This is a genomic window from Glycocaulis alkaliphilus, assembly GCF_004000605.1.
GTDB classification, from domain to species: domain Bacteria; phylum Pseudomonadota; class Alphaproteobacteria; order Caulobacterales; family Maricaulaceae; genus Glycocaulis; species Glycocaulis alkaliphilus.
In genome coordinates this window covers 1,775,063-1,798,702 of the sequence record NZ_CP018911.1, presented here as the reverse complement: position 1 = coordinate 1,798,702, position 23,640 = coordinate 1,775,063, and the positions used below count along the sequence as shown (strand labels likewise).

General features: G+C 63.0%; 21 protein-coding genes. 12 read left to right on the top strand and 9 right to left on the bottom strand.

What is annotated here, in order from left to right; genetic code table 11:
- The first annotated feature begins 13 nt into the window (after window positions 1-13).
- The gene (gene lpdA, locus X907_RS08560; RefSeq protein ID WP_127567072.1) at window positions 14-1,426 is read left to right on the top strand and encodes a dihydrolipoyl dehydrogenase; all 1,413 of its coding nucleotides are present in this window, start codon (window positions 14-16) and stop codon (window positions 1,424-1,426) included.
- Between the two features lie 71 nt (window positions 1,427-1,497).
- Here lpdA and X907_RS08555 read toward each other — a convergent pair whose 3' ends face one another.
- Window positions 1,498-2,172 (bottom strand): alpha/beta hydrolase, encoded by a 675-nt coding sequence (locus tag X907_RS08555; RefSeq protein ID WP_127567070.1) that lies wholly within the window; start codon window positions 2,170-2,172, stop codon window positions 1,498-1,500.
- 237 nt (window positions 2,173-2,409) lie between these two features.
- On the opposite strand from X907_RS08555, the gene X907_RS08550 reads away from it, so the two are divergent.
- The 11 genes from X907_RS08550 to X907_RS08500 all read left to right on the top strand — a co-directional run bounded on the left by X907_RS08550 (window position 2,410) and on the right by X907_RS08500 (window position 11,451).
- Window positions 2,410-2,880, top strand: a complete 471-nt coding sequence (locus tag X907_RS08550; RefSeq protein ID WP_127567068.1) for an Rrf2 family transcriptional regulator — start codon at window positions 2,410-2,412, stop codon at window positions 2,878-2,880.
- An 8-nt stretch (window positions 2,881-2,888) separates the two neighbouring features.
- Window positions 2,889-4,028: a cysteine desulfurase family protein gene (locus X907_RS08545; RefSeq protein ID WP_127567066.1), complete on the top strand. Its 1,140-nt coding sequence runs from the start codon at window positions 2,889-2,891 to the stop codon at window positions 4,026-4,028.
- Window positions 4,029-4,159: 131 nt separating this feature from the next.
- Window positions 4,160-5,665, top strand: a complete 1,506-nt coding sequence (gene sufB / locus X907_RS08540; protein ID WP_127567064.1) for a Fe-S cluster assembly protein SufB — start codon at window positions 4,160-4,162, stop codon at window positions 5,663-5,665.
- Window positions 5,665-6,033, top strand: coding sequence for a hypothetical protein (locus X907_RS08535; protein WP_127567062.1), 369 nt, complete (start codon window positions 5,665-5,667; stop codon window positions 6,031-6,033). The genes sufB and X907_RS08535 overlap by 1 nt, the downstream gene beginning before the upstream one ends.
- Window positions 6,033-6,815 carry a hypothetical protein gene (locus X907_RS08530; RefSeq protein WP_127567060.1) on the top strand — a complete coding sequence of 261 codons (783 nt, stop codon included), beginning with the start codon at window positions 6,033-6,035 and terminating at the stop codon, window positions 6,813-6,815. The genes X907_RS08535 and X907_RS08530 overlap by 1 nt, the downstream gene beginning before the upstream one ends.
- 49 nt (window positions 6,816-6,864) lie before the next feature.
- Window positions 6,865-7,629, top strand: a complete 765-nt coding sequence (gene sufC, locus X907_RS08525; RefSeq protein WP_127567058.1) for a Fe-S cluster assembly ATPase SufC — start codon at window positions 6,865-6,867, stop codon at window positions 7,627-7,629.
- Window positions 7,629-8,726 (top strand): SufB/SufD family protein, encoded by a 1,098-nt coding sequence (locus X907_RS08520; RefSeq protein WP_127567056.1) that lies wholly within the window; start codon window positions 7,629-7,631, stop codon window positions 8,724-8,726. The genes sufC and X907_RS08520 overlap by 1 nt, the downstream gene beginning before the upstream one ends.
- Entirely contained in the window at window positions 8,723-9,964 is a 1,242-nt protein-coding gene (locus X907_RS08515; protein ID WP_127567054.1) for an aminotransferase class V-fold PLP-dependent enzyme, read from the top strand. Before X907_RS08520 ends, X907_RS08515 begins: the two co-directional genes overlap by 4 nt.
- 20 nt (window positions 9,965-9,984) lie before the next feature.
- Window positions 9,985-10,416: an SUF system Fe-S cluster assembly protein gene (locus X907_RS08510; protein ID WP_127567052.1), complete on the top strand. Its 432-nt coding sequence runs from the start codon at window positions 9,985-9,987 to the stop codon at window positions 10,414-10,416.
- Between the two features lie 10 nt (window positions 10,417-10,426).
- Window positions 10,427-10,786, top strand: a complete 360-nt coding sequence (locus tag X907_RS08505; protein ID WP_127567050.1) for a HesB/IscA family protein — start codon at window positions 10,427-10,429, stop codon at window positions 10,784-10,786.
- Window positions 10,787-10,845: 59 nt separating this feature from the next.
- Window positions 10,846-11,451, top strand: coding sequence for a glutathione S-transferase (locus X907_RS08500; RefSeq protein WP_127567048.1), 606 nt, complete (start codon window positions 10,846-10,848; stop codon window positions 11,449-11,451).
- On the opposite strand, the gene X907_RS08495 is transcribed toward X907_RS08500, so the two are convergent.
- From X907_RS08495 to X907_RS08460, 8 genes are all read right to left on the bottom strand, one after another.
- The gene (locus tag X907_RS08495; RefSeq protein ID WP_127567046.1) at window positions 11,448-11,732 is read right to left on the bottom strand and encodes a hypothetical protein; all 285 of its coding nucleotides are present in this window, start codon (window positions 11,730-11,732) and stop codon (window positions 11,448-11,450) included. The genes X907_RS08500 and X907_RS08495 overlap by 4 nt on opposite strands.
- 114 nt (window positions 11,733-11,846) lie before the next feature.
- Window positions 11,847-12,902 carry a GGDEF domain-containing protein gene (locus X907_RS08490; RefSeq protein ID WP_127567044.1) on the bottom strand — a complete coding sequence of 352 codons (1,056 nt, stop codon included), beginning with the start codon at window positions 12,900-12,902 and terminating at the stop codon, window positions 11,847-11,849.
- A gap of 122 nt (window positions 12,903-13,024) precedes the next feature.
- Window positions 13,025-14,431 (bottom strand): DEAD/DEAH box helicase, encoded by a 1,407-nt coding sequence (locus X907_RS08485; RefSeq protein ID WP_127567042.1) that lies wholly within the window; start codon window positions 14,429-14,431, stop codon window positions 13,025-13,027.
- A 192-nt stretch (window positions 14,432-14,623) separates the two neighbouring features.
- A complete protein-coding gene (locus X907_RS08480; RefSeq protein WP_127567040.1) occupies window positions 14,624-15,898 on the bottom strand; it encodes an amidohydrolase family protein in 1,275 nt (424 codons plus the stop codon).
- A gap of 1 nt (window position 15,899) precedes the next feature.
- Window positions 15,900-17,318, bottom strand: coding sequence for an amidohydrolase (locus tag X907_RS08475; protein WP_127569416.1), 1,419 nt, complete (start codon window positions 17,316-17,318; stop codon window positions 15,900-15,902).
- A 148-nt stretch (window positions 17,319-17,466) separates the two neighbouring features.
- Complete coding sequence (parE, locus tag X907_RS08470) at window positions 17,467-19,563, bottom strand: DNA topoisomerase IV subunit B (RefSeq protein WP_127567038.1); 2,097 nt, start codon at window positions 19,561-19,563, stop codon at window positions 17,467-17,469.
- A 59-nt stretch (window positions 19,564-19,622) separates the two neighbouring features.
- On the bottom strand, window positions 19,623-20,231 hold the full coding sequence (locus X907_RS08465; protein WP_127567036.1) for a transglycosylase SLT domain-containing protein: 609 nt from the start codon (window positions 20,229-20,231) through the stop codon (window positions 19,623-19,625).
- A 45-nt stretch (window positions 20,232-20,276) separates the two neighbouring features.
- Window positions 20,277-23,486 carry an autotransporter outer membrane beta-barrel domain-containing protein gene (locus X907_RS08460; RefSeq protein ID WP_127567034.1) on the bottom strand — a complete coding sequence of 1,070 codons (3,210 nt, stop codon included), beginning with the start codon at window positions 23,484-23,486 and terminating at the stop codon, window positions 20,277-20,279.
- Between the last annotated feature and the right edge of the window lie 154 nt (window positions 23,487-23,640).

Sequence of the window (23,640 nt, the reverse complement as noted above, 5' to 3'; positions counted from 1 at the left end):
AAAGGACAGGGCCGTGGCCGATTCCCAGTTTGATCTCATCGTCATTGGCGGCGGGCCGGGCGGCTATGTCGCCGCGATACGCGCGAGCCAGCTGGGGCTGAAAACGGCCGTGGTGGAGCGCGAGCACCTGGGCGGCATCTGCCTGAACTGGGGCTGTATCCCCACCAAGGCGCTGCTTCGCACCTCCGACATCTACCATCTCTTCCAGCGCGCCGAGGAGTTTGGCCTGAAGGCGGACAATGTGCGCTTTGACATCGAGGCCATCGTCAAGCGCTCCCGCAAGGTCGCCGGGCGGCTGTCGGGCGGGGTGGGCCACCTCCTGAAGAAGAACAAGGTCACCGTCATTGACGGCGAGGCGAAGCTGGAAAAGGGCTCCAAGGCCCCTAAAGTCGTCGTGAAGGGCAAGGACGGCAAGAGCGCCACCTACGAAGCCAAACACGTCATCCTGGCCACCGGCGCGCGCGCGCGCACCATTCCGGCAGCAGGCCTTGAGCCGGACGGCAAGACCATCTGGACCTACAAGGAAGCCATGGTGCCGGACGCGCTGCCCAAATCCATCCTCGTCATCGGTTCCGGCGCAATCGGGATGGAGTTTGCCAGCTTCTATTCCACGCTGGGTTCCAAAGTGACCGTGGTGGAGATGGTGGACCGTATCCTCCCCGCCGAGGACGAAGAGATCAGCCAGTTCGCGAAGAAGGCGTTCGAGAAGCAGGGCCTCAAAATCCTCACCAAGGCGCAGGTGGAAAAGCTGGAAACCGGCAAGTCCGGCGCGAAGGCGACCATCAAGGTCGATGGCAAACCGGAAGTGATCGAGGTCGAGAAGGTGATTCTCGCCATTGGCATTACCGGCAATGTCGAAAATCTGGGCCTGGAAGCGCTGGGCGTGAAGATCGAGCGTGGCCACGTCGTCACTGACGGCTATGGCGCGACCGGCGTCTCAGGTCTTTACGCCATCGGCGATGTCACCGGAGCGCCCTGGCTGGCCCACAAGGCGAGCCATGAGGGCGTCATCTGCGTTGAGAAAATCGCAGGCCAGGATGTCCACCCGATGGACAAGTCCAACATTCCAGGCTGCACCTATTGCCATCCGCAGATCGCCTCTGTGGGCCTTACCGAAGCCAAAGCCAAGGAAGCGGGGCACGACGTGCGCGTCGGCCGCTTCCCCTTTGTGGGCAATGGCAAGGCGATTGCGCTCGGCGAGGATCAGGGCCTCATCAAGACGGTATTCGACAAGAAAACCGGCGAGCTTCTGGGCGCCCACATGATCGGCGCGGAAGTGACAGAGCTCATTCAGGGCTATGTCGTCGCGCGCCAGCTCGAAACCACTGAAGCCGAGCTGATGCATACCGTCTTCGCCCACCCCACGCTCTCTGAGATGATGCATGAGAGCGTGCTGGATGCGTATGGCCGCGCGCTACACTATTAGCAGTGTCCGCGCTGGCGGCCGGGTGGACGGGCCCGCGGAATATCGCAGGCCCGCATGTCACCCGGTGAGCCCTAGCGCTTGGTGATCTTGGGCTTGGGGTTGTCCAGCTCAACCAGGCGCAGATCGAGATAGTCATCAATCGCGGTCTGCAGCGGCTCCACATGGTTGGAGAACAGATGGCCTGCGCCGGGGATGATCTGGCGCTTGATGTCGATACCCTTCTGGGCGCGAACCTTGCTCATCACCTTTTCCATGTCGTCATGCGGCACGATCACGTCCGCATCGCCGTGCGCGACGAGGCCGGAAGCCGGGCAGGGCGCCAGGAAGGTAAAATCATACATATTGGTGGGCGGGGAGACCGAGATGAAGCCGGCAATCTCCGGACGGCGCATCAGAAGCTGCATGCCGATCCACGCACCGAAGGAGTGGCCCGCCACCCAGCAATAGGGGGCGTTGGCATTGTGGGCCTGCATCCAGTCCAGCGCCGTCGCGCCATCCGACAGCTCCCCCAGACCCTGCTCGTAAACACCCTGGCTGCGGCCCACGCCGCGGAAGTTGAAGCGCAGCACGGCAAATCCGCGCTGCTTGAACACTTCATACATCATCAGCGAGACGGGCGTGTCCATGTGTCCGCCGCCGCGCGGATGGGCATGCAGGATCAGCGCGACGGGCGCGTTTTCGGCTTTACCGGGCGTGTACTTGCCTTCGATGCGGCCGGCCGGGCCGGGAATAATGACGTCAGGCATGAGTGATCTGGTCTTCCCTGAAACTGATTTATCCAGCGGCCTTGTCAGATATGCGCGCGGCTAATTGGCGCAAGCTGCAAAGGGCCAGACAATAATTCTTGACTCTGTGACTGGGATACCTACTTCCGGAGGGACGAATGTATGCCAGCACGGCGTGCGCGCTCTTAGCATATAGCGCCGGGCAAATGCGAGTGCGGTAAACAATTTACCGTGCCGGGCAGCTTGGGAGAGGCAGTCATGAAGCTGAGTACCAAAGGCCGCTATGCGGTGATGGCCATGGCTGATCTTGCCAGCCATGTGAATGGCAGCCCGGTCCCTCTGGCTGAAATCGCCTCGCGGCAGGAAATCTCTCTATCCTATCTGGAGCAGCTGTTCGCGCGCATGCGCCGGGCGGGTATCGTCAAGGCGGTGCGTGGCCCTGGCGGCGGCTACCGGCTGGCGCGGACTGCGGCGGACATCCGTATCTCCGACATCATCCTGGCGGTCGATGAGCCGGTCGACATCACGCGCTGCCAGCACCAGATGAAGGGCTGCATGGAAAGCGGTCAGCGCTGCATCACCCATGATCTGTGGGACGAGCTGTCGCGCCATATCCATCTCTATCTCAGCTCGGTCAGTCTTGAGGATGTGGTCAGCCGCCGGGTGGCAGGGTCTGCCAGCGGTCCGCGCGGCATGGCCGCCACCCTGAGAGCTGCAGCGGCAGAATAGCAGGAATTATGAGCGTCTATCTGGATCATAACGCAACCAGCCCGTTGCGCGCGCAAGCGCGCGAAGCGATGGCGCGTGCCTATGATGCAGGCGGCAATCCGTCCTCGGTCCATGGCCCCGGGCGGGCTGCGAGGGCCATCGTAGAGACGGCGCGGGCTTCGCTCGCCCGCCATTTCGTGACACGCGCGGAGGACGTTGTGTTCACCTCCGGCGGGACGGAGGCGAACAATCTGGCCATCGCGTCGGCGCGGGCGGCGGGCGCTAAACGCCTCATCATTTCCGCCATCGAGCATGATGCGGTACGCGATGCGGCGTCCGCCAGCGGTCTTCAGGTCGAAATCCTGCCCGTCACGGCTGAGGGCGTGGCTGACCTCATTTGGCTGGAACAGCGCCTTGAGGGCTGGGACCGGGACGCTGACGGCGTGCCCTTTGTGGCGCTGATGGCGGCCAATAACGAGACCGGCGTGATCCAGCCCATCGAAGCTGCCGGGCGGCTGGTGCGCGAGGCAGAAGGGCTGTTCCACGTCGATGCCGTGCAGATGGCGGGCAAGCTCGCTTTCGATTTTGCCGGCAGCCTGGCCCATTACGCGGCGCTCTCAGCGCACAAGGCGGGCGGGCCGCAAGGCGTCGGCGCGCTGCTACTGGCGTGCGATGCGCCGCTGACGCGCCAGATGCATGGCGGAGGTCAGGAGACGGGCCGCCGCTCCGGCACCGAGAATGTCGCCGGGATTGCAGGCTTTGCTGCCGCCCTCGAAGCCGTAGAGGCTGATGAGGTCGCGCGCATAGCCGCCCTGCGTGATGCGCTGCAATCAAAGCTGGAATCGGTTGAAGGCGTGCGCATATGGGGGGCAGGGGCGGACCGCCTGCCCAATACGCTCTGCCTGTCTGCTGACGGGTGGGCCGCCGAAATACAGGTTATCGCCATGGATCTGGCGGGCTTTGCCATCAGCGCAGGCTCTGCCTGTTCCTCCGGCAAGGTGAGGAAAAGCCGCGTGCTGGAAGCGATGGGCGCGAGTGCGGACGAGGCCGCCAGCGCCATCCGTATCAGCCTTGGCTGGACGAGTACGCAAGACGATGTGGACCGCTTCTCGGATGCCTGGATACGCGAATACGCGCGCGTCCGGCCCCGTCTGGCGGCCGCTGTGTAGTGACTGACTAGACCATTCTTGCACCTGCAAGAATGGCAAGGCCGAACGGCCGCCGCGCCTCGTGGCGCGGTAGCCAAGCGCCCGGATGGGCGCACCGGCGCTTGAGGCTGACTAAAAGAAGGACCGGGCCCATGCCTGCGGTGAAGGAAACGATTGAAGACGTACGCCGGCTCGAAGCCGACAAGTACAAGTATGGCTTCACGACCGAGATCGAGCAGGAGTTCGCGCCCAAGGGGTTGAGCGAGGATATTGTCCGCTTCATTTCGGAGAAGAAGGGCGAGCCGCAATGGATGCTCGACTGGCGCCTCGATGCCTATCGCCGCTGGCTGCAGATGGAAGAGCCCACATGGGCGAACGTCCATCATCCGAAAATCGACTATCAGGATGCGTATTATTACGCTGCGCCGAAAAACGTCGCCAATTACAAGTCGCTGGACGAAGTTCCTGCCGAACTGCTTGACACCTACAAGAAGCTCGGCATCCCGCTTCGTGAGGCCGAAGTCCTGCTGGGCGTGGAGGGCGCGGAGGATCGCACGGCGGCTGAAGCGCGCGAAATGCCAAAGGTCGCCGTCGATGCTGTATTCGATTCCGTGTCCGTCGCCACGACGTTCAAGAAGGAGCTGGAGAAGGCCGGTGTGATTTTCATGCCGATCTCCGAAGCCCTGCAAAAATACCCCGATCTGGTGCGCCAGTATCTCGGCAGTGTGGTGCCCGTTACCGACAATTATTTCGCGACGCTCAACAGCGCGGTCTTCTCCGACGGCTCGTTCGTCTACGTGCCGCCGGGCGTGCGCTGCCCGATGGAGTTGTCGACATACTTCCGCATGAACGCGCAAGGCACCGGCCAGTTCGAGCGTACGCTGATCATCGCCGACAAGGGCGCTTACGTCTCCTATCTCGAGGGCTGCACCGCGCCGATGCGCGATGAGAACCAGCTGCATGCGGCGGTCGTGGAGCTGGTCGCGCTCGACGATGCCGAGATCAAATACTCCACCGTTCAGAACTGGTGGCCGGGCGACGCCGAAGGCAAGGGCGGGGTCTATAACTTCGTCACCAAGCGGGCAGACTGCCGGGGGCGCAATTCCAAAGTCAGCTGGACGCAAGTCGAGACCGGCTCTGCCATTACCTGGAAATACCCGTCCTGCGTACTGCGCGGCGATAATAGCCAGGGCGAGTTCTATTCCATCGCCGTCACCAATGGCCGCCAGCAGGCCGATACCGGCACCAAGATGATCCATCTGGGGCGCAACACGAAATCGCGCATCATCGCCAAGGGCATTTCGGCCGGGCGCTCCGACCAGACCTATCGGGGCCTCGTCTCGGTCCACGCCAAGGCGGAAGGCGCACGCAATTTCACCCAGTGCGACAGCCTGCTGATCGGGGATCAGTGCGGTGCGCACACCGTGCCCTATATCGAGGCGAAAACGCCCAAAGCCACGCTGGAGCACGAGGCGACGACCTCCAAGCTCTCCGATGACCAGCTTTTCTATGCGCGCTCACGCGGGCTCGACGAGGAAACGGCCGTCGCCCTGCTCGTCAACGGCTTCTGCCGCGAAGTGTTGCAGGAATTGCCGATGGAATTTGCCGTCGAGGCACAGGCGCTCCTCAAAGTCTCACTGGAAGGGAGCGTGGGGTGATGGGTGAAACCGTTACGCTTTATCGCCCTGTCGGAGCGGAAGAGCTGGCGCTGATTGAAGAAAGCGGCTGGCGCCGGTTTCCGCCCAGGCTCCCTGAGCAGCCGATCTTTTATCCGGTCACGAACGAGGGTTATGCCCGTCAGATCGCCCGTGACTGGAACGTGCGCTATAATTCGATCCCGAAAGGTTTCGTCACGCGGTTTCATGTGCGATCCGATCTGGCCAATTCCTATGAGCGCAAGATTGTTGGCGGTCGCGAACATGAAGAGCTGTGGGTGCCAGCCGAGGAGCTGGAAGCCTTCAACGACGCCATTATCGGCCGCATTGAGGTAATCGCCGAATACGGCCCTGAAGGGAGCGTGGGGTGATGGAATTGTCATTTGGTAGAAGTGTTGGTGTCACCATTGCTGTCGCAAGCCTTGCTGCGGTGGGGTGCTCCTCCACCTCCTCTGACTTTGTGCCGCCGGAAGGTATTAGCCGAGGGGTGGTCTTTGACGACACGCGAGTAAGCCCTATAGGGCAACTTTTGATCACGGATCATACGGCATACGGTATTGAGCGCGCGGAAAACCTTCTCGGCTGGTACTTTTACTATTTGCTCGTTGACCAGAGAACGCAGCTAAGCCAAAGGGCGCAGGTTCGCAGAGCTCAGTTGCGCGAATTTGGATGGGAGTGCCGCAATTGGGAGGCGGAAGGCCACCGGACAGTCCGGCCTTTTTTCTACCTCGCGTCGCTGGCTACCTCCACTACCGAACCGCGGGGTGATTGCCACCGCGTTTCTCGAGAAGGTGCACCCGCACTCTCCGTGTCCGAAACAGATTTCCTTGAGCTGATCGGTAGTCTTCCGATCCTCGAATGCAGGTTAGCCGAGGATGGCACCGCAAGGTGTGAAGGGGAAACGGGTTATACGCTGGAGTATTTTAGTCGATTGCCGGTGGGTGGGCCGCATCCGCGTCGTGCTCCAGAGGACCACCCGGAATTCGTGCCACTCACGCCGGATGATTACGGTCTGGTCAGACGTCGAATTCACATGGCTTACCACGTGACATATCGCGAAGGCGAACGGGCGCATGTCGTGGTCCAGCGTTACGAACTTGGTGAGGATGTGATCCCGGCCAGGGACGTTCTGGCGCAGGGTGCGCGTCAATGATCACCATCAGCACGCCCGCAAGTTCAGACAGCTTTTAACGGAATAAGACATGCTTGAGATCAAGAACCTCCATGCCCGCGTGAACCCGGAAGAGGGTGAAGCCAAGGCCATCCTGAAAGGCGTCGACCTGACCGTGCCTGCGGGCGAGGTCCACGCCATCATGGGGCCGAACGGGTGCGGGAAATCCACGCTCTCCTACGTGCTGGCGGGCCATGAGGGTTATGAGGTGACGGAGGGCTCGGTCAGCTTCCTGGGCGAGGAGATTGGCGAGCTGGAGCCCGAAGAGCGCGCCGCGAAGGGCCTCTTCCTTTCCTTCCAGTACCCGGTTGAAATCCCCGGCGTGCCGACGCTGACCTTCCTGAAAGAGGCCGCCAACGCGCAGCTTAAGGCGCGCGGCGAGGGTGAGATTTCCGCGCCGGAATTCATGAAGCTTGCACGGGAAAATGCCGCAAAACTGGGTATTTCCAGTGAAATGCTCAAGCGCCCTGTGAATGTCGGCTTCTCCGGCGGTGAGAAAAAGCGCATGGAGATTTTCCAGGCGATGATGCTTTCGCCGAAATTCCTCATCCTTGATGAGACGGATTCCGGGCTCGATATCGACGCGCTGCGCGTGGTGGCCGACGGCGTCAATGCACTGCGCTCGCCAGAGCGCGGCATGCTGGTCATCACCCACTATCAGCGCCTGCTGGAATATCTCAAACCGGATGTCGTCCACGTGATGGCGAACGGCCGCATCGTGGAGACGGGTGGGCCGGAGCTCGCGCTGGAGCTTGAAGCCGAAGGCTATGAGAAATTCACCGGAGCGGCAGCCTGATGGGTGTAGTCCCGCAACTCTCCGCGTTTGAAGCGGCGCTCGCGGCCAGCCTGCCCACGGGCGAGCTGCGCGCTGCGCTGGAAACGGGCGGTCTGCCGCACCGGCGCGTCGAGGCGTGGAAATGGTCTGATCTGCGTGCCGCGCTCGCCAAGGCACCGGCAGGGGCCGGCACGCTCGCCGTCAACGCCTCGCGCAAGGCCGACGAGATTGCGACGCTGGACCACCAGCCGGAGCTGCTCATGCCGCGCCTGGCGGCGGGTCTGACGGAGGGCTGCCCGGTCTATGATCTCAAAGACGGCGAAAGCCTGTCGCTACGCTTTGAAGGCAGCGAGGGCGCATCCCACCATATCGCAGCCGTAAACGTGCCTGCAGGCGTCAGCGCGACGCTGCACGAGCGCTACCGCGTGGCAGCCGGAGGATTTGCCAATATCGCCCTGCGTATCGTGCTGGGCGAGGGCGCGACGCTGACCCGGATTGTCGAGCAGGATGCCTCACCGGACGGCGTGCTGGTGGTGACGAGCGATATCGATCTCGCCGCTCGCGCAAAGCTGCACCAGACGACGCTTGGCTTCGGCGCGAAGCTCGCCCGGCTGGAAACCCATGTCAGCCATGCAGGCGAGGGCGCGGAGCTTCAGCTCGGCGGATCGTATCTGGTGGCCTCCGGCCTCCATCTCGACCAGACCGGCATTGTGCGCCACACCGGCCCGAATGGCGCGACGCGTGAGCTGTTCAAGGGCGCGGCGGCCAAGGGCGGGCGCGGCGTCTTCCAGGGCAAGATCCATGTCGAGCAGGCCGCGCAGAAGACCGACGCGCAGATGAACCATCGCGGGCTGCTGCTGGCCGATGGCGCGGAAATCTACGCCAAGCCGGAGCTGGAGATTTACGCCGACGATGTAGTCTGCGCGCACGGCAATGCGCTGGGCGCGGTCGATGAGGAGGCGCTGTTCTACATGCGCCAGCGCGGGCTCACTGAGGCGCGCGCGCGCGCCGTGCTGACGCGCAGCTTCCTGGCCGAGCCGCTGGACGCCGTCGAGGACGAGACCGTTCGCGAGGCCCTGCTGGCCAGGCTCGACGCAGCTTTGGAGGCGGTATCGTGAGCGCGCTCGCCCGTACAGCCTCTGCGTTCGATGTGGACGCCATCCGCGCGCAATTTCCCATCCTGTCGCGCGAGGTTCATGGCAAGCCGCTGGTGTATCTGGACAGCGCCGCCTCCGCGCAGAAACCGCAAGCGGTGATCGACGCGCTGGGCGATGTCTGGCGCGGCTCCTACGCGAACGTACACCGCGGCCTGCATACGCTCGCCAACGAGACGACCGAGGCGTTCGAGGCGACGCGCGGCAAGCTCGCCGCGTTTCTGGGCGCGTCGCGCAACGAAGAGATCGTGCTGACCCGCGGGGCGACCGAGGCGATTAATCTGGTGGCTTCGGGTATCGGCCACAGCCTGAAAGAGGGTGATGAAATCATCCTCAGCCAGATGGAGCACCACTCCAATATCGTGCCGTGGCACTTCCTGCGCGAGCGCAAGGGCGTGGTTATACGCTGGGTTCCGGTGACGGATGAAGGTGCTCTGGATACAGCAGCTTACGAAGCTCTCTTCACCTCACGCACGAAGATGGTGGCGCTCACCCATATGTCCAACGTGCTCGGCACGAAGAATGACGCGAAGGCGCTGACAGAGATCGCGCACCGGCACGGCGTGCCGATCCTGTTTGATGGCTCGCAGGCGGCTGTGCATGGCCCGGTCGATGTGTCGGCCATTGGCTGTGATTTCTACGTCATCACCGGTCACAAGCTTTACGGGCCGAACGCCACCGGCGCGCTCTATGCGAAGGGTGACTGGCTGGATCGTCTGCCGGCCTTCATGGGCGGCGGCGAGATGATCGCCGAGGTCAGTGAAGAGGGCGTCGTCTATGCCGCGCCGCCGCACAAGTTCGAGGCCGGCACGCCTGCCATCGCCGATGTGATTGCGCTTGGCGCGGCGCTGGACTGGATGCACGCACACGTCACGCCGGAGGCTCTGGCGCACGAACACGCGCTGGCAGAGGCCGTGACGGCGGGCCTCAAGGCGATGGACGGTATCCGCATTCTGGGTGAGGCACCCGGCAAGGGGCCTATCGTGTCGTTTGTGGTGGAGAACGCCCATGCGCACGACATCGCCCAGCTCATGGACCGCTATGGCGTCGCCGTGCGGGCGGGCCATCACTGCGCCCATCCGCTGATGAAGCGCTTTGGCGTTACCGCCAGCGTGCGCGCCAGCTTTGCCGTCTACAACACGCCTGAGGAGGTCGATGCCTTCCTCGATGCCTTGCGCCGCGCGCGCGAGTTCCTCATCTAGGGCTTATGGGAATGAACGATATGTCCAGCACTGCCAGCCCCGCCGCCAGCCGCCAGCGCGATGTCATCGATCTGGGTGCTGCGCCTGTGCGCCCTTTGGCGCCGGAAACCTCTGCCGAGAGCGAGGGGGCGATCCCGGCCGAGGAAATCGCGCGCATCACTGATGATGTGGTCGCCGCGCTCAAGCGCGTGCATGACCCGGAAATTCCGGTCGACATTTACGAGCTGGGCCTGATCTACAAGGTCGATCTGGAAGATGACCGGACGCTGAAGGTTGAGATGACGCTGACCGCGCCTGGCTGCCCGGTGGCTGGCGAGATGCCGGGCTGGGTGCAGGATGCCTGCAATACGGTGGACGGGGTTGAGCGGACAGAGGTGAGCCTCACCTTCGACCCGCCCTGGACGCCGGACCGGATGACCGACGAAGCCCGCCTTCAACTGAATATGCTCTAGGAGCCAGCCCATGGCCCGTGAAAGACCCAAACCCGTCACTCTCACCGAAACCGCTGCGGAGCGCGTACGCGCGCTGATGGCGCGTGAGGGCAAGGGCTATTTGCGCGTAGGCGTGAAGAATGGCGGCTGCGCGGGCATGGAATACACGATGGACTATGTCGAGGCGCCTGCACCGCTGGATGAGCGGGTGGAGGATCAGGGCGTCGAGATCGTCATCGATTCCAAGGCGATCCTGTTCCTGCTCGGCAGCCAGATCGACTATGAAGTGACCCCGCTGCACGCGAAATTCGTGTTCCGTAATCCCAACCAGACCGATGCGTGCGGGTGTGGCGAAAGCGTCACCATTATTCCTGTGGCTAACGCCGTCTAGGCAACTTGCCGTCCGCCTTGCGAGTTTTTAAACCCGGTTGCTGAATTTCGGGGGCTTGCATGCAGCTGTTCTATTCGCCGACATCGCCTTACGCCCGTAAATGCCGGGCGCTGATCATCGAGAAGAGCCTCGAAAGCAAGATCGAGCTGGTCGAGGTGTCGCCGCTGGATGATCCGGCGGCGCTGCACGCAGCCAATCCGCTCGGCAAGGTGCCTGCCCTGATCCGCAAGAGCGGCCCGGCTCTGATCAATTCTCCGCTGATCTGCGAGTTTATAGACACGCTGAACGATGATCGCTGGATTCCTGCCAATGGCGAGAGCCGCATTCTGGTCCTGCGCCAACAGGCTGTTGCGGATGGTCTCATGGACCTGACCATAGGCCGCCGGATCGAGATGAACCGGCCGGCCAACCGGCGCTACAAGCTCTGGACCGAGCGCTGGGAGCGGGGGATCGTCCGCACGCTGGAACAGCTGGATCGTGAGCGCGGCCAGTTTGAACGGTCGGTAGACCACGGCGCTCTCTCGATTGCCGTGGCGCTGTCCTATCTTGACCTGCGGTACGCGGAGCTGGACTGGCGCGCGGCCCATCCGGAACTTGGCGCATTTCTGGAGCGCTGGGAGCAACGTGACAGCATCAGGCTGACCGCCCCGCCAACGGTCACCTAAGGCGCTGCGGCGCCCTGCTGGCGGATGCGCGCTTCGGCACGTGCCGAGCATAGCCACGCTATCAGGCCCATGAGCGCGAACAGCACTCCGGCAAAAGCCGCGATGGAATCCGGCAGCAGGAATGCCAGCGCAAAGCAGACGGCAATGGAAATCGCCCCGCGCCAGAGCCCTGCCAGCTCATCGAACGAGGAGGGATAGACTGCAACGCCGCCAGGGGCAGCACCAGTGCGAAAATTATGTCGGAGAGGTTTTCCACCCGCGAGACGTTCTCGCCGCGCCACCGGGATTGTGGTTCGCCTGTACGCTGCTGCACCATAACAAAAATGCACCCCCGGAGACCGAAGATGCATTCTCGTTTGAAACGGCAGTTATGGGAAGCGCTTTACCGGGGCTGACTAGGCAGCCGCTACTCCGGTATTGTCCTGAGCACGGTCCACTGTGACGCGGTTCCGGCCAGTTTGCTTGGACTTGTAAAGATTGCTGTCGGACCGCTCGATCAGGCTTTCGACGGATTCGCCAGACAGGTGTTGGGATACCCCCATGGACACGGTGATGTGGCCGAGATCCTCGTTGGTGGATTTGCGCAAGAGGCGCTTGGACTCAACGGTCGCACGGACTTTCTCGGCGACTTCTGCAGCGTCGGCTAGCTGGGTCTTCGGCATGACGATGGCAAATTCCTCGCCGCCATAGCGCGCGACGATGTGCGTGTCTTTTGCAAAGCGGGAGAGGCAGGCCGCGACAAAGCGGATGATCTGATCGCCGGTCTGGTGACCCCAGGTGTCGTTGAAGCGTTTGAAGTGGTCGATATCGCACAGCACCAGGCAGAAATCGTCACCCTGCAGATCGGAATCACGGCGCGCCTTGCGCATGGACTCGTCAAAGCGTTTGCGGTTGGCGAGGCCGGTGAGGGCATCGGTCATCGCTTCTTCGCGGACCTTTTCGAGATTGCCGCGCAGCTGGTTCACCTCGACGGAGGTTTCCTGCAGGCGGCGCTCCAGCTCCCTCGAACGGCGCTGCATGCGGGCAGTGGCGGATACCAGTCCCTCCACCATGCGTTTGAAGGTGACCGTGTCTGTGGCGTCGTCCAGCTGGCCGGACGCGCCAGCCAGGGCCTCGCCATAAGCGGCGGTGTCGCGTTCGGCCGCTTCCAGGGTTTTCACCACCGCGCCGAGTTCGCGGCTCATAGCGCCGCCGGTATCAAGAACAGCGTCCTGAATGCGCTTGAAGGTGAAATAGCGGTCATAGAGCTCGTCGCACAGCTCGTCATCAATCGGCCCGCCCTTGTCTACGGCGCTCTGAAGTGCTTCTGACAGCTCGGGGATGGAGTCAGAGACATAAGCGACCCAGACGGCATAGTTTTGGGGGGTGGGAGCAACCTTGTGCTCGACCATCAGATCCAGCGCTCGTCGCGCCAGATCAAAACCTTCATGTGTTTGCAAGCGACCGTTCACGTGACTTTCCCCGTTTTCTCAGACCGAATTCTTCGGACCAATGACTCCCTTGGGAGGGGAGATTAGGGGCGTTTTGGAAAGATGGGGTAAACGCGACCGCCGAATTTGAATTATTTTCAAGCCTAGCCGAGCGCCGAACGCAAGAGGAACTCTGGCACATGATCGCCAAAGCCGGCCGCTTCAACGCCCGCGTCCTTGCTCGCCGGTTTTGCGCGTTTGCCCTTTTGTGCGTCGTTTGCAGGAGTGGGGGCAGGGGCGTCGGCTGGGGCCTTGGCCGCGGCCTGGTCATCGGGCTTGTCAGTTGCGGGGCGCGTCCGGGAGCGGCCGCCACGGCGTGAGCGGGCTGCCTTGACCTCGCCTTCGGCGTCGTCTGTCCTTGCGGGTGCGGCGGCGGGCGTTGCAGCGCCATCAAGCGCCAGCGTCTCTGGCTCTGACCCGATAAGCTTCACCACATTGGCCAGCGACTTCTTGTCATCGCCCGTTACCAGCGTGATCGATTCCCCGGTCAGCCCGGCGCGGCCGGTCCTGCCAATGCGGTGGACATAATCATCGGCGTTGCGCGGGATGTCGAAATTGAAGACATGGCTGACGGCGGGAATATCCAGACCGCGCGCGGCGACGTCGGACGCCACGAGAATGCGCACCTGATCCGATTTGAAATCGGCCAGCGTCTTCATCCGCTGGGCCTGTGCCAGATCACCGTGGATCGGGGCCGCAGAGAAGCCATGGCGTTGCAGCGAGCGCGCGACAATATCGACATCGCGTTTGCGGTTGCAGAACACGATACCGTTCTTCACGCCATCGCGGTTGATCGCAGCACGCAGCGCGGCACGTTTGCCCGCCGGAGAGCCATCGGCGACGCGCACGATGTATTGCTTGATGGTCTCAGCGGTCTGCGCAGGGCGCGAGACTTCGATGCGCTCGGGATCTTTCAGGAAGGTATTGACGATCCGCACGATCTCGTTGGGCATCGTTGCGGAGAAGAACAGCGTCTGGCGGCGCGGCGGAACCAGCGAGAAAATGCGCTCGATGTCCGGGATAAAGCCCATGTCCAGCATGCGGTCGGCTTCGTCGACGATCATGATCTCGATGCCCATGAGCATCAGACCACCGCGTTCAAAATGGTCGAGCAGGCGGCCGGGCGTCGCGATGAGAATGTCCGCGCCCTTGTCGAGAATCTCCTTTTGCGGCTGGAAGGCGACCCCGCCAATCAGCAGCGCCATGGTCAGCTTGTGGTTCTTCGCGTAGAGGCGGACATTCTGTGCCACCTGGTCGGCGAGTTCGCGCGTCGGGCAGAGAATGAGCGAGCGCGGCATGCGGGCACGGGCACGGCCACGCGACAGGCGTTCGATGAGCGGCAGGGTGAAGGAGGCGGTCTTGCCCGTACCCGTCTGGGCAATGCCCAGAACGTCGCGTCCGGTCAATGCCACCGGAATGGCACCGGCCTGAATGGGGGTAGGGGCGGTATAGCCAGCGTCCTTGATGGCTGCCAGCAGGTTCGGGCTCAAGCCCAGATCATCAAAAGTCATGCGCCTCATATCCGCCCCGCCATTATGGCACGGGGCGCGCTATCGTACGTTCGGGCGGGTCGCGCGGATCGCAAGCCGCTTGCGTCGCGCAACATAGGCGCGCGCCATTGGGTGTCAACGCGTCCTAGCGCAGACGTGATGTATCAGTGCCGCACTGTGGCTTAACGCCCATACCTGCGGCAGCGATTCTCTCTAGTGGCGATAGCCATAATGCCCGTTTGGTACCTGCTCGGCATAGCGCTCTGCCAGACGTGACTGGCGCGAGACCAGGGACTGGTTCTCGCCGTCAATGATGACGGCCACCGGCGCACTCATCACCTCCAGCGGGTCACCATCCCAGACCACCACATCGCCGGCATAACCCTCTGCAAGAGCGCCATAGCGCTCGCCTACGCCGTGGATCTCGGCCGGGGTGAGGGTGATGGCGCGGAAGGCATCCTCCCAGCTAGCGCCATTGGCAACCGCATTGCCGGCGTGCTGAGTGATCAGGCGGGGGTTGAAATAGAGGTCCGCGCTGATCGTGGTGTAGGCGGTTTGCACGCCTGCGGCATGCAGGCGTGCAGGGGCGTCCAGGCGTGCCGCCAGCACGTCAAAGCTGGCAGGCAGGTTACGCAAGGGGTCGATGATGACGGGAATGCCCGCGGCGGCGATTTCGTCGGCGACCATCCAGCTTTCGGCCGCGCCGACCAGAATGAAGCGCGCTGAGGGATGCTGCTGGGCAAAGCGCAGGGCACGGCGGATGTCGGATGCGCGTTCCACCTGAAGGGCAATCGGGATTTCGCCGCGCACGGCAGACACCAGCGACGCCGCGTCGAAACGGTTGATGGCATCGCCCTCATGGTGGGACATGAAGCGGCCCGGATAGAAGCGGGCATCCTCGAAGGCAGCGCGCAGATAGGCCCAGGCCGCATTGCGTGATCCGCCAGCGGTCTGTGCGCCCGATTGCGACAGGTCGATATAGAGGAAGGTGCGGTCGTCAAAGAGCGAATCCGGCCTGCCGGAGCTGTTGGCCAGTGCGCCGCGCCCGCCAATCACGCCGCGTGCGGTGGAGGGGAATACCGCAAAGCGGGTAATCCCCCGGCGGCGGCTGTCCGGGATATGTCCGCCCGACGGGTTGAACCCGTCGGCCACATCGATCGCGGCGGTGAAGCTGGCGCCCGGCGCCGACACGTCGGAGGTGGTGCTTTCAAGGCCCACTTCGATCAGGCCAAGCTGGGTGTGCGGGTGGAAGATGCCCGGCGTGATCCAGCCGCCATTGGCGTCGATGGTGTCCACGCCAGCGGGAATGGCGATGTTCGCGCCAGCGGCCACGATAAAGCCGTCCTGGATAAGCACCGAACCGCTTTCGACGATGCCGGCATCGCTATTGGTGACGACACGGCCATTGGTGACGGCAATGGTCTGGGCTGATGCCGTACCAAGACTGATGGCGGCCAAGGCGGCTGCAGAGATCATGGATTTCAACATTTTACAGCACTCCTTCGCCGGGCTGGCCGAGGGTGAAATCGCGCACGGTGCGCCGCTCGGGATCATCGCGGTCAAACATCAGCGCGCCGTCGATATAGACATGGTCGGCAACGGCGTAGCTGGAGAAGGGATGGGCCGACCAGAGCACGACATCGGCGCGCTTGCCCGCTTCCAGCGAGCCCGTCTCGTCGAAAATGCCAAGCCCGCGTGCGGGGTTCGAGGTGAACCAGGCGACTGCCTCGCCATCTGTGACCTCAATGCCGAGCCGCCTTCCGGCGGCGAGCGCCTTGGCGACCTCCTGATTGAGGCGCTGGATGCCCAGCTGGTCGTCGGAATGGATCATCGCGCACGCGCCTGCGGCGTGAACAAGGGCGAGGTTTTCGTTGATGGAGTCGTAGGCTTCCATCTTGAACCCGCCCCAGTCAGCCCACACGGCCGCGCAGACATCGTCTTCTGCCAGAAGATCGCCGATCTTGTAGGCCTCGACCGCGTGATGGAATGTGGTGATGCGATAGTCGAACTCGCGCGCCATATCGAGCACCAGCGCCATTTCATCAGCGCGGTAGCAGTGCATCTGGATGAGGATTTCGCCTTCCAGCACGCCCATCAGCGTATCCAGCTCCAGATTGCGGGTGGGCGGGGTGGCGTCGGCATCGCCGGCGTCCCAGTAACGCTGCCAGCTGCGGCGGTATTCCACTGCGCGCTGCCAGGCCTCGCGGTATCCGGCCATATTGCCCATGCGCGAGCCGGGCGCGCGGCCCTGTCCGCCATAGACGCGTTTCGGGTTCTCCCCGCAGGCCATTTTCAGCGTGTAGGGGGCATCAGGGAACTTCATGCCCTGCACGGTGCGCGAAGGCACATTGCGCAGCGTCACGCCGCGCCCGCCAAAGAGGTTGGCCGAGCCCGGCAGGACGTGCAGCGTGGTCACGCCGCCGGCCAAAGCCGCGTCAAAGCCCGGATCCTGAGGCCAGACGCCGTGCTCGGCCCAGACCTCCGCCGTCACCGGGCTGGTGATCTCATTGCCGTCATTGTGCGCACTGACACCGGGGGAGGGGTAGACGCCCAGATGGGAGTGAATATCGATCACGCCCGGCGTCACATAGCGTCCGCGCCCGTCAATGATGGTTGCGCCTTCTGGCGCTTCAAGGCCTTCGCCGATACTGGCAATGCGCCCATCCTGCATGAGGACGTCGTAATTCTCGAACTCGCCGCCAATGCCATCAAAAACGGTCGCGCCCTGAATGAGCACCACTTCAGAGGGGAAGGGGGTGTAGGTGGAGGGGTAGGGGTCCGGGTTGAAGCGGACAAGACCGTCGCCATTGCCAGCGCTGGCGCCATTGCCGTTGCCCGTCTCGCCAGCATCGCCGTTACAGGCCGCAAGGCCAAGGGCTGCCAGCCCTGCCAGCGCGCCCGCCATCATCGGCCATAGCGCGCCCTTTTCCCGTGAACCGTGTATCGCCACCGTTCAACCCTCCCCGGATAATTGCGTTGCGGGCACGTTCGCCGGAATCCGCCGCAGGGGGAAGGGGGTTATTGTGTTACATCACAGGGAGTTGAGCGGATAAACACTACAAATCAATCGCTTCCACGAAGGGCGCGTGTTCCTGGATGTACTGGAAGCGAAGCTCTGCCTTCTTGCCCATCAGGGTTTCAACCAGATCATCGGCCTCCTCGCGGAAGGCGTCATCAATGGTCACGCGCGCGAGTGAGCGCGTCTGCGGGTTCATCGTGGTGGCTTTCAGTTGCGGCGGCGTCATCTCGCCGAGGCCCTTGAAGCGGCCAAGCTCCACGCGCTTGCCCTTGAACTCGCCATTCATAATGGCGTCCTTCTCCGCGTCGTCCTGCGCGTAGAGGGTCTTCGCCCCCACGGTCAGGCGATAGAGGGGCGGCTGGGCCATGAACAGGCGTCCGCTCTCGATCAGGCCCGGCGTGAAGCGGTAGAAGAAGGTGGCGAGCAGGGCCGCGATATGCGCGCCGTCCACGTCCGCGTCGCACATGATGATGACGCGCTCATAGCGCAGCTCATCAAGGTCAAATGTCGAGCCCGGACGGGTGCCGAGCGCCAGCATCAGATCGGAGATTTCCTGATTGGCGGCGATCTTGTCCGGCGTCGCAGAGGCAACATTCAGGATCTTGCCGCGCAGGGGCAGGATGGCTTGCGTCTTGCGGTCGCGCGCCTGCTTGGCCGAGCCGCCGGCGGAATCGCCCTCGACGAGGAAGATTTCGGTCCCGTCTGCGCCGGCGGTGGAACAGTCCGCCAGCTTGCCGGGAAGGCGCAGGCGGCGCGTGGCGCTCTGGCGCTGGACTTCCTTTTCCTTCTTCTTCTTCAGCCGGTCCTCGGCGCGCTCCACCGCCCAGTCGATCAGGCGCGCGGCTTCCTTCGGCCGGGCGGCGAGCCAGTGGTCGAACCGGTCGCGGATGGCGTTCTCGACAAGACGCTGCGCCTCCGGTGTAGAAAGCCGGTCCTTGGTCTGGCCCTGAAACTCCGGGTCTTTGAGGAAGATGGAGACGAGCACACCTGCCCCGCCCATCACATCATCGGGTGTGATGAGGCCCGCCTTGCGATTGCCGGCCAGCTCGGCGTGCGCTTTGAGGCTCTTCGAGAGCGCGGCGCGCAGGCCCGCCTCATGCGTACCCCCTTGCGGCGTGGGTACGGTGTTGCAGTAGGAGTTGGAGAAGCTGTCATGCTCGCCAAATCCGTTGGCGGAGAAGCCTACGGCCCATTCCACCGCGCCCATGCGCCCTTCGGAGCGCTCGACACGGCCTGAGAAGCTTTCGGTGACGAGGGCTGCGCCTTTGACAAGTTCTTCAAGGTGATCGGCCAGCCCGCCGGGGAAGGACAGCACGGCCTCTGCAGGCGTGGGCGTGCCTTCGACCAGCTCAGGCACGCACGACCAGCGTATCTCCACGCCCCGGCGCAGGAAGGCCTTGGAGCGAGACATGGCAAACAGGCGCGCGGGCTTGAAATGCGCGCGGCTGCCGAAAATCTCGTGATCGGGCTTGAAGCGGATTTTGGTGCCGCGCCGGTTGGGCGCTGCACCAAGCTTTTCCAGACTGCCCAGCGGCGTGCCGCGCGAGAAATTGAGCCCCCAGAGGGTGCGGTCGCGCGCCACTTCCACCTCGACCCGCTCTGACAGCGCGTTGACGACGGAGATGCCCACCCCGTGCAGGCCGCCGGCGGTCTGGTAGGCCTTGTCGGAGAACTTGCCGCCTGAGTGCAGCGTGGTCATCACGATTTCCAGCGCCGACTTGCCGGGAAATTTCGGATGCTCGTCTACCGGGATGCCGCGGCCATTATCGGTGACGGTGACAAAGCCTTCCTCATCGAGGCTCACCTCGATGCGGTCAGCATGGCCTGCCACGGCCTCGTCCATCGCGTTGTCCAGCACTTCGGCGAAGAGGTGATGCAGCGCGCGCTCATCGGTGCCGCCAATATACATGCCCGGCCGCTTGCGCACCGGCTCCAGCCCTTCAAGCACCTCGATCGAGGAGGCGTTATAGCCGGGCTGCGGCGGAGGTGTTGGAGCAGGGGAGGCCGCTGGCGCGCGCGGCGCAGGGGGCTCTGCTGCCTTCACGGGCTCAGGCTCTGCGCGCGGGGCGGGCGAGGCGGGTTTCGGAGCAGGCGCGCCGCCGCCGAACAGGTCGTTTTGCGAATCGTGGGTCATCACTTTGCACCTTGCCCGATTGCGGGCGGTGCGGGAAAGCACTCAACGCGGCTTTTCTACTACCGGAACCAGCGGCTGCGGCGCTGGCAGGAGCGCAGCTGGCTGTCATAGCGGCGGGCATCGGCCTCCACCTGGCTGGCGGCGCGTTGCAGCCAGGCCTTGGAGTTGTGGGTGCCGCGATTATAGCCGGTATGGCCCTCATGATAGGCGAAGTAGAGATTGCGCGGATCGTCCAGCGAGATGCGCGACAGGCGCTGGCTCATTGAGGCGTACCAGCCAATGAAATCCACTGCGTCAGCGAAGTTCGTCCGCCGCGCGGAGCGGTTGCCGGTCTGCTCGCGATACCAGTCCCACGTGCCGTCAAGCGCCTGGGCATACCCATGCGCCGATGAGGCACGGGGCCCCGGAAGCACGATCAGCCTGCGGGTGCGGGGCGGGCGGGCATTGGCGACGAAGCTGGATTCGCGGTTCACGAAGGCCAGCTGCGTGCCCTGGGACAGGCCCCAACGGCGTTCGGCCCGTTCGGTCGCGCGCCGCCATGCCGGATACTGGGCGAAGATGGAGCAGGCGTTCTGCACCTGCGTCGGGGGCGCGCGATGGCTGCAGGCGGCCACCAGGATTGCCGCCGCCGCCAGAAGCGCAAAGAAGAGGGCCAGACGTATAACCATGGCCAGAGTGTATCCCTCGCCATGGTTAAGAGGCGTTAAACCGGCCTAGAAATTCATCCGCAGCACGAGACGGAGCACGTGGTTCACGTAGTCGTCGCGATAGTCTGCGTCATAGGCGAAGGTGAATGTCGTGTAGTTCGAGCCTCCGGAGAAGCCCAGACCAGCCAGCAGGCCAGCCGAAGGCAAGTCTGCAGCGCGAAGCGTAAAGGGCGTGCCGTTCTCACCAAACCGGGCCGTTGTTTCGCCTGAATTTCCGGAGAAATCACCGCGATAGCCTACGCGGGCATAGGGCATCCACCAGCTGCCCGAGCGCTGGAACATGCGGGCGACGGTAACCGTGGCTCCGCCTGTCAGCGCGCTGGTCGTGCGGCTATCGACAAACAGGGCAAGTTCCGGGGCCGTGTTGTCGAGCGCGATTTCATTGAAACCGTCTTCGGAAATCGAAAGCCAGGTCAGGGAGGCTTCCGGCCTGACGATCCAGTTGCCTAGCGGAATGTCACGCCCGGCCTGGGCAGACAGGGAGTAATGCCAGCCACCCCAGTCAGCAGACGTGGAGCCGGTATAGCTGCCAATACCGATATTACGCTGGGTCTCGAATCGGTTGATGCCTGCTGAAGCGGTGAACGACGCGTCAATACCGCCAAAGTCGATGGCGGCGTAGCCTGATACCTGACCCATCAAAGTGGTCATCGGATCATGGTTGAGCCCGATCTGTTCGATCTCGCTTGCCGCGCCGGCAAGGCTCATGCCTACTGCATAGAACGGCCCGAGTGGCCGGTCGATACCGACGGCAAGCCCAACCCCGTAACCGCGATAGCCCGGCCCCAGGGCGGAGCCTGTACGGTCAGCGTAATAGCCAAACTCCTGGATCCACAGACCGGCAAGTTCGGACGGCGACAGGCGCGCATTGCGCAGACGCGTGGACAGCGCCCCTGCAGCGGCGTCGTGGGAGGCAAGGGCAAACTGGATTGCGCTGGCCGCGTATTCGGGCAGCAGCTGGTCGTACGCACTGTAGAATGCGTCGGCGTCGCGGATCGATGCGATGGCATTGCCCAGCGAGCTGACATCATCAAACAGGGAAAGTGCCGCGTCATAAACGGCAGCGCGGTTGGGATCGAACCCGATCTGCTCGGCTGTTTTCCGCTCCAGGCTCAGCACCAGCGAATTGGGATCGCCGGCATCGCGCTCCAGCGTTGCAGAGTAGATGAAGGGCGTGTCGACGGCCTCAAGGATCACCGCCTCGTCGGCGATATTCAGCGTGCCGGCAGAGAGCACCTGATAGGTCTGAGCCGCGCCAACCAGCTCGGACAGGGACACGACAAGTTCAGACCCGTGTTCGAATGATATTTCGCCGCTGGCTGACACAGACGCATTGGCGGACGTGTTCCGGTCCAGAACGAGGTTAAGGACCGCTCCGTCGCCGAACCGCGCCGACGTTATATTGACCTGATTGGTGAGCCCCAGCTCGAGGTTGGAGTTCTCAACATCTATGGTGAGCTGGCCATCGCCGGAGTTAATCGCGCCGGTCAGCGTCGCGTTGCGCAGGATCAGGTTATCGGCGCCCGCTCCGAAATAGATGTCGCCGGTTACTGTTCCGGCTTGAATGTCGAGCGTGTCGTCGCCGGAGCCGAAGCGGATGTCGCCGGCGATTGCGGGCGCCACGGCATTCTCACCGGTTGCTGCCGACTGAGTGATTGTCAGGCCAGCAGTCATGTTGCGTGCGTCAATGGCCGTCAGAACAGGATTTGCGCTGTCTGCAAGATCGACGGCATCAGCGGCAATCGTGCCGGTGTTCGTGATGGTTTGCAGCGTGTTGTTTTCAATGTGGATGCCGGTGGCCGCCACACCGCCAGTGTTTACACGCCCGCGAATGGTGCCTGTATTGTCTATCCGGTCGATCAGCACACCGGATTCGATATGGATTGCAGTCGCGGAGCCCGTGCCGAACGCGTTGTCGGCGAAGCCGTCATCGTCAAATCCGCGCGCAGAAGTGGCAAACACGCTCCCTGAGTTGGTGAACCCAGCCATTTGCGCGCCGTCACCAAGATGAACAGCGGTCGTGTGGGCATCATAGGCGACAGAGACCACCGACCCAGTGTTCTCGAAACCGCCTGCGCCCAGAATGGCGGCCTGAACGGTGCCGTTCACGTCACGTCCTGCGATCAGTATCGCGGTGGAGCTGACGCCGTCGAACACGCCGTTTGCCCTGATGTTCCCGTCGTTGACCAGTCCAAACCCGCGATTAGTGGTTACGGTATCGCCTTCTTCGGCGTCCTCGCTCGTGTCCGCTTCCTCGTAGACCACTTCGCCAAGCGTGAGCGGTCCCGTCGCGCCTGCAGCTGTCTGGACCACCAGTGACGGTGCGCTGCCGAGCCCGTTGATGATGCCAGCGGTTGCGCCGTCTTGCCCGCCGGCAATGAAGACGCCGTCCACCACGGATCCAGCAATCACGACGACCGGGCCTGATTGGCGCTGGTCCTCAGCGATGGGGCTGCCGTTTTCAGCAAGGGCCTGGAACACTTCGCGCAAGGTGCGGTCGGAAATGCGGTAACCGTTCGCCTGTAAGGGGCCTGATATACGAACACCGCCGCCGATGTCTGCATTGACTGCGAGGGCGGTCGAGCCTGCTCCGGTGGCATTGATGTTCGAGACGTTACGAACAACGACGTCGCCGCTGACCGGACCCTCGACCGAAACGACAGTGCTGTTTTCGCCCGTGACGCTGATCGTTCCGCCGAGATTAAGGTTGCCATCAATGCCCGAAACGACGCGCACTCCGTAGGAGTTCTGGCCGACAACGGCTACGCCACCCGTGACCGTTACATCGCCGACAAATGCCGGTTCGCCTGCGGCGCCTACCAGAATGCCGGTCTTGTTGGTTTCTTCGGTGAGAGCACCAAGCGGTTCGTTGAGCGCCGTATTGAGCGACAGACTTTCGTCAGTAAGCTGAATAACGCCACCGTGGCTCAGGCTGCCCGTACGGCCGCCTTCGAGAAAAATTCCCGTTGCGTTGCTTTGGTCGGCAATGGTGATGCTTGAGCCAGAGCGCGTTTCCACCGAGTTATCAGAATCGATGACGACTGCAGGGCCGCTATTGCCGGTCAGCGTCACGCGTCCGCTGGAGGTGATGACGATGTCACCGGCATCGGATGTCCGCACCGGGCTGGTGCGTTCGCTGCTAATCTCCTCATCAGCCCAGACTGGCGATGAGCACAGCGCTACAAGCGATGCAGCAGTAAGAAGACGACGGCGCATATAGACCCTCCGGCGGACATTCCCCTCTGGCCCGGCGAGAGCCAGGCACAGTAAGCCGCAAAGAGTCTTAGACGATGCTTATGCGCCCGTCGACCACTCAGACGCGCTTGTAATCTTTCCATAACAGTCACGAAAAAGGCCCGCCGGATAACCG

Coding starts and splice junctions, on each gene's coding strand:
- X907_RS08555 (WP_127567070.1), bottom strand. CDS start 2,172: ATGCCTGACGTCATTATTCCCGGCCCGGCCGGCCGCATCGAAGGCAAG.
- X907_RS08550 (WP_127567068.1), top strand. CDS start 2,410: ATGAAGCTGAGTACCAAAGGCCGCTATGCGGTGATGGCCATGGCTGAT.
- X907_RS08545 (WP_127567066.1), top strand. CDS start 2,889: ATGAGCGTCTATCTGGATCATAACGCAACCAGCCCGTTGCGCGCGCAA.
- sufB (WP_127567064.1), top strand. CDS start 4,160: ATGCCTGCGGTGAAGGAAACGATTGAAGACGTACGCCGGCTCGAAGCC.
- X907_RS08535 (WP_127567062.1), top strand. CDS start 5,665: ATGGGTGAAACCGTTACGCTTTATCGCCCTGTCGGAGCGGAAGAGCTG.
- X907_RS08530 (WP_127567060.1), top strand. CDS start 6,033: ATGGAATTGTCATTTGGTAGAAGTGTTGGTGTCACCATTGCTGTCGCA.
- sufC (WP_127567058.1), top strand. CDS start 6,865: ATGCTTGAGATCAAGAACCTCCATGCCCGCGTGAACCCGGAAGAGGGT.
- X907_RS08520 (WP_127567056.1), top strand. CDS start 7,629: ATGGGTGTAGTCCCGCAACTCTCCGCGTTTGAAGCGGCGCTCGCGGCC.
- X907_RS08510 (WP_127567052.1), top strand. CDS start 9,985: ATGTCCAGCACTGCCAGCCCCGCCGCCAGCCGCCAGCGCGATGTCATC.
- X907_RS08505 (WP_127567050.1), top strand. CDS start 10,427: ATGGCCCGTGAAAGACCCAAACCCGTCACTCTCACCGAAACCGCTGCG.
- X907_RS08500 (WP_127567048.1), top strand. CDS start 10,846: ATGCAGCTGTTCTATTCGCCGACATCGCCTTACGCCCGTAAATGCCGG.
- X907_RS08485 (WP_127567042.1), bottom strand. CDS start 14,431: ATGACTTTTGATGATCTGGGCTTGAGCCCGAACCTGCTGGCAGCCATC.
- X907_RS08480 (WP_127567040.1), bottom strand. CDS start 15,898: ATGTTGAAATCCATGATCTCTGCAGCCGCCTTGGCCGCCATCAGTCTT.
- X907_RS08475 (WP_127569416.1), bottom strand. CDS start 17,318: ATGATGGCGGGCGCGCTGGCAGGGCTGGCAGCCCTTGGCCTTGCGGCC.
- parE (WP_127567038.1), bottom strand. CDS start 19,563: ATGACCCACGATTCGCAAAACGACCTGTTCGGCGGCGGCGCGCCTGCT.
- X907_RS08465 (WP_127567036.1), bottom strand. CDS start 20,231: ATGGTTATACGTCTGGCCCTCTTCTTTGCGCTTCTGGCGGCGGCGGCA.
- X907_RS08460 (WP_127567034.1), bottom strand. CDS start 23,486: ATGCGCCGTCGTCTTCTTACTGCTGCATCGCTTGTAGCGCTGTGCTCA.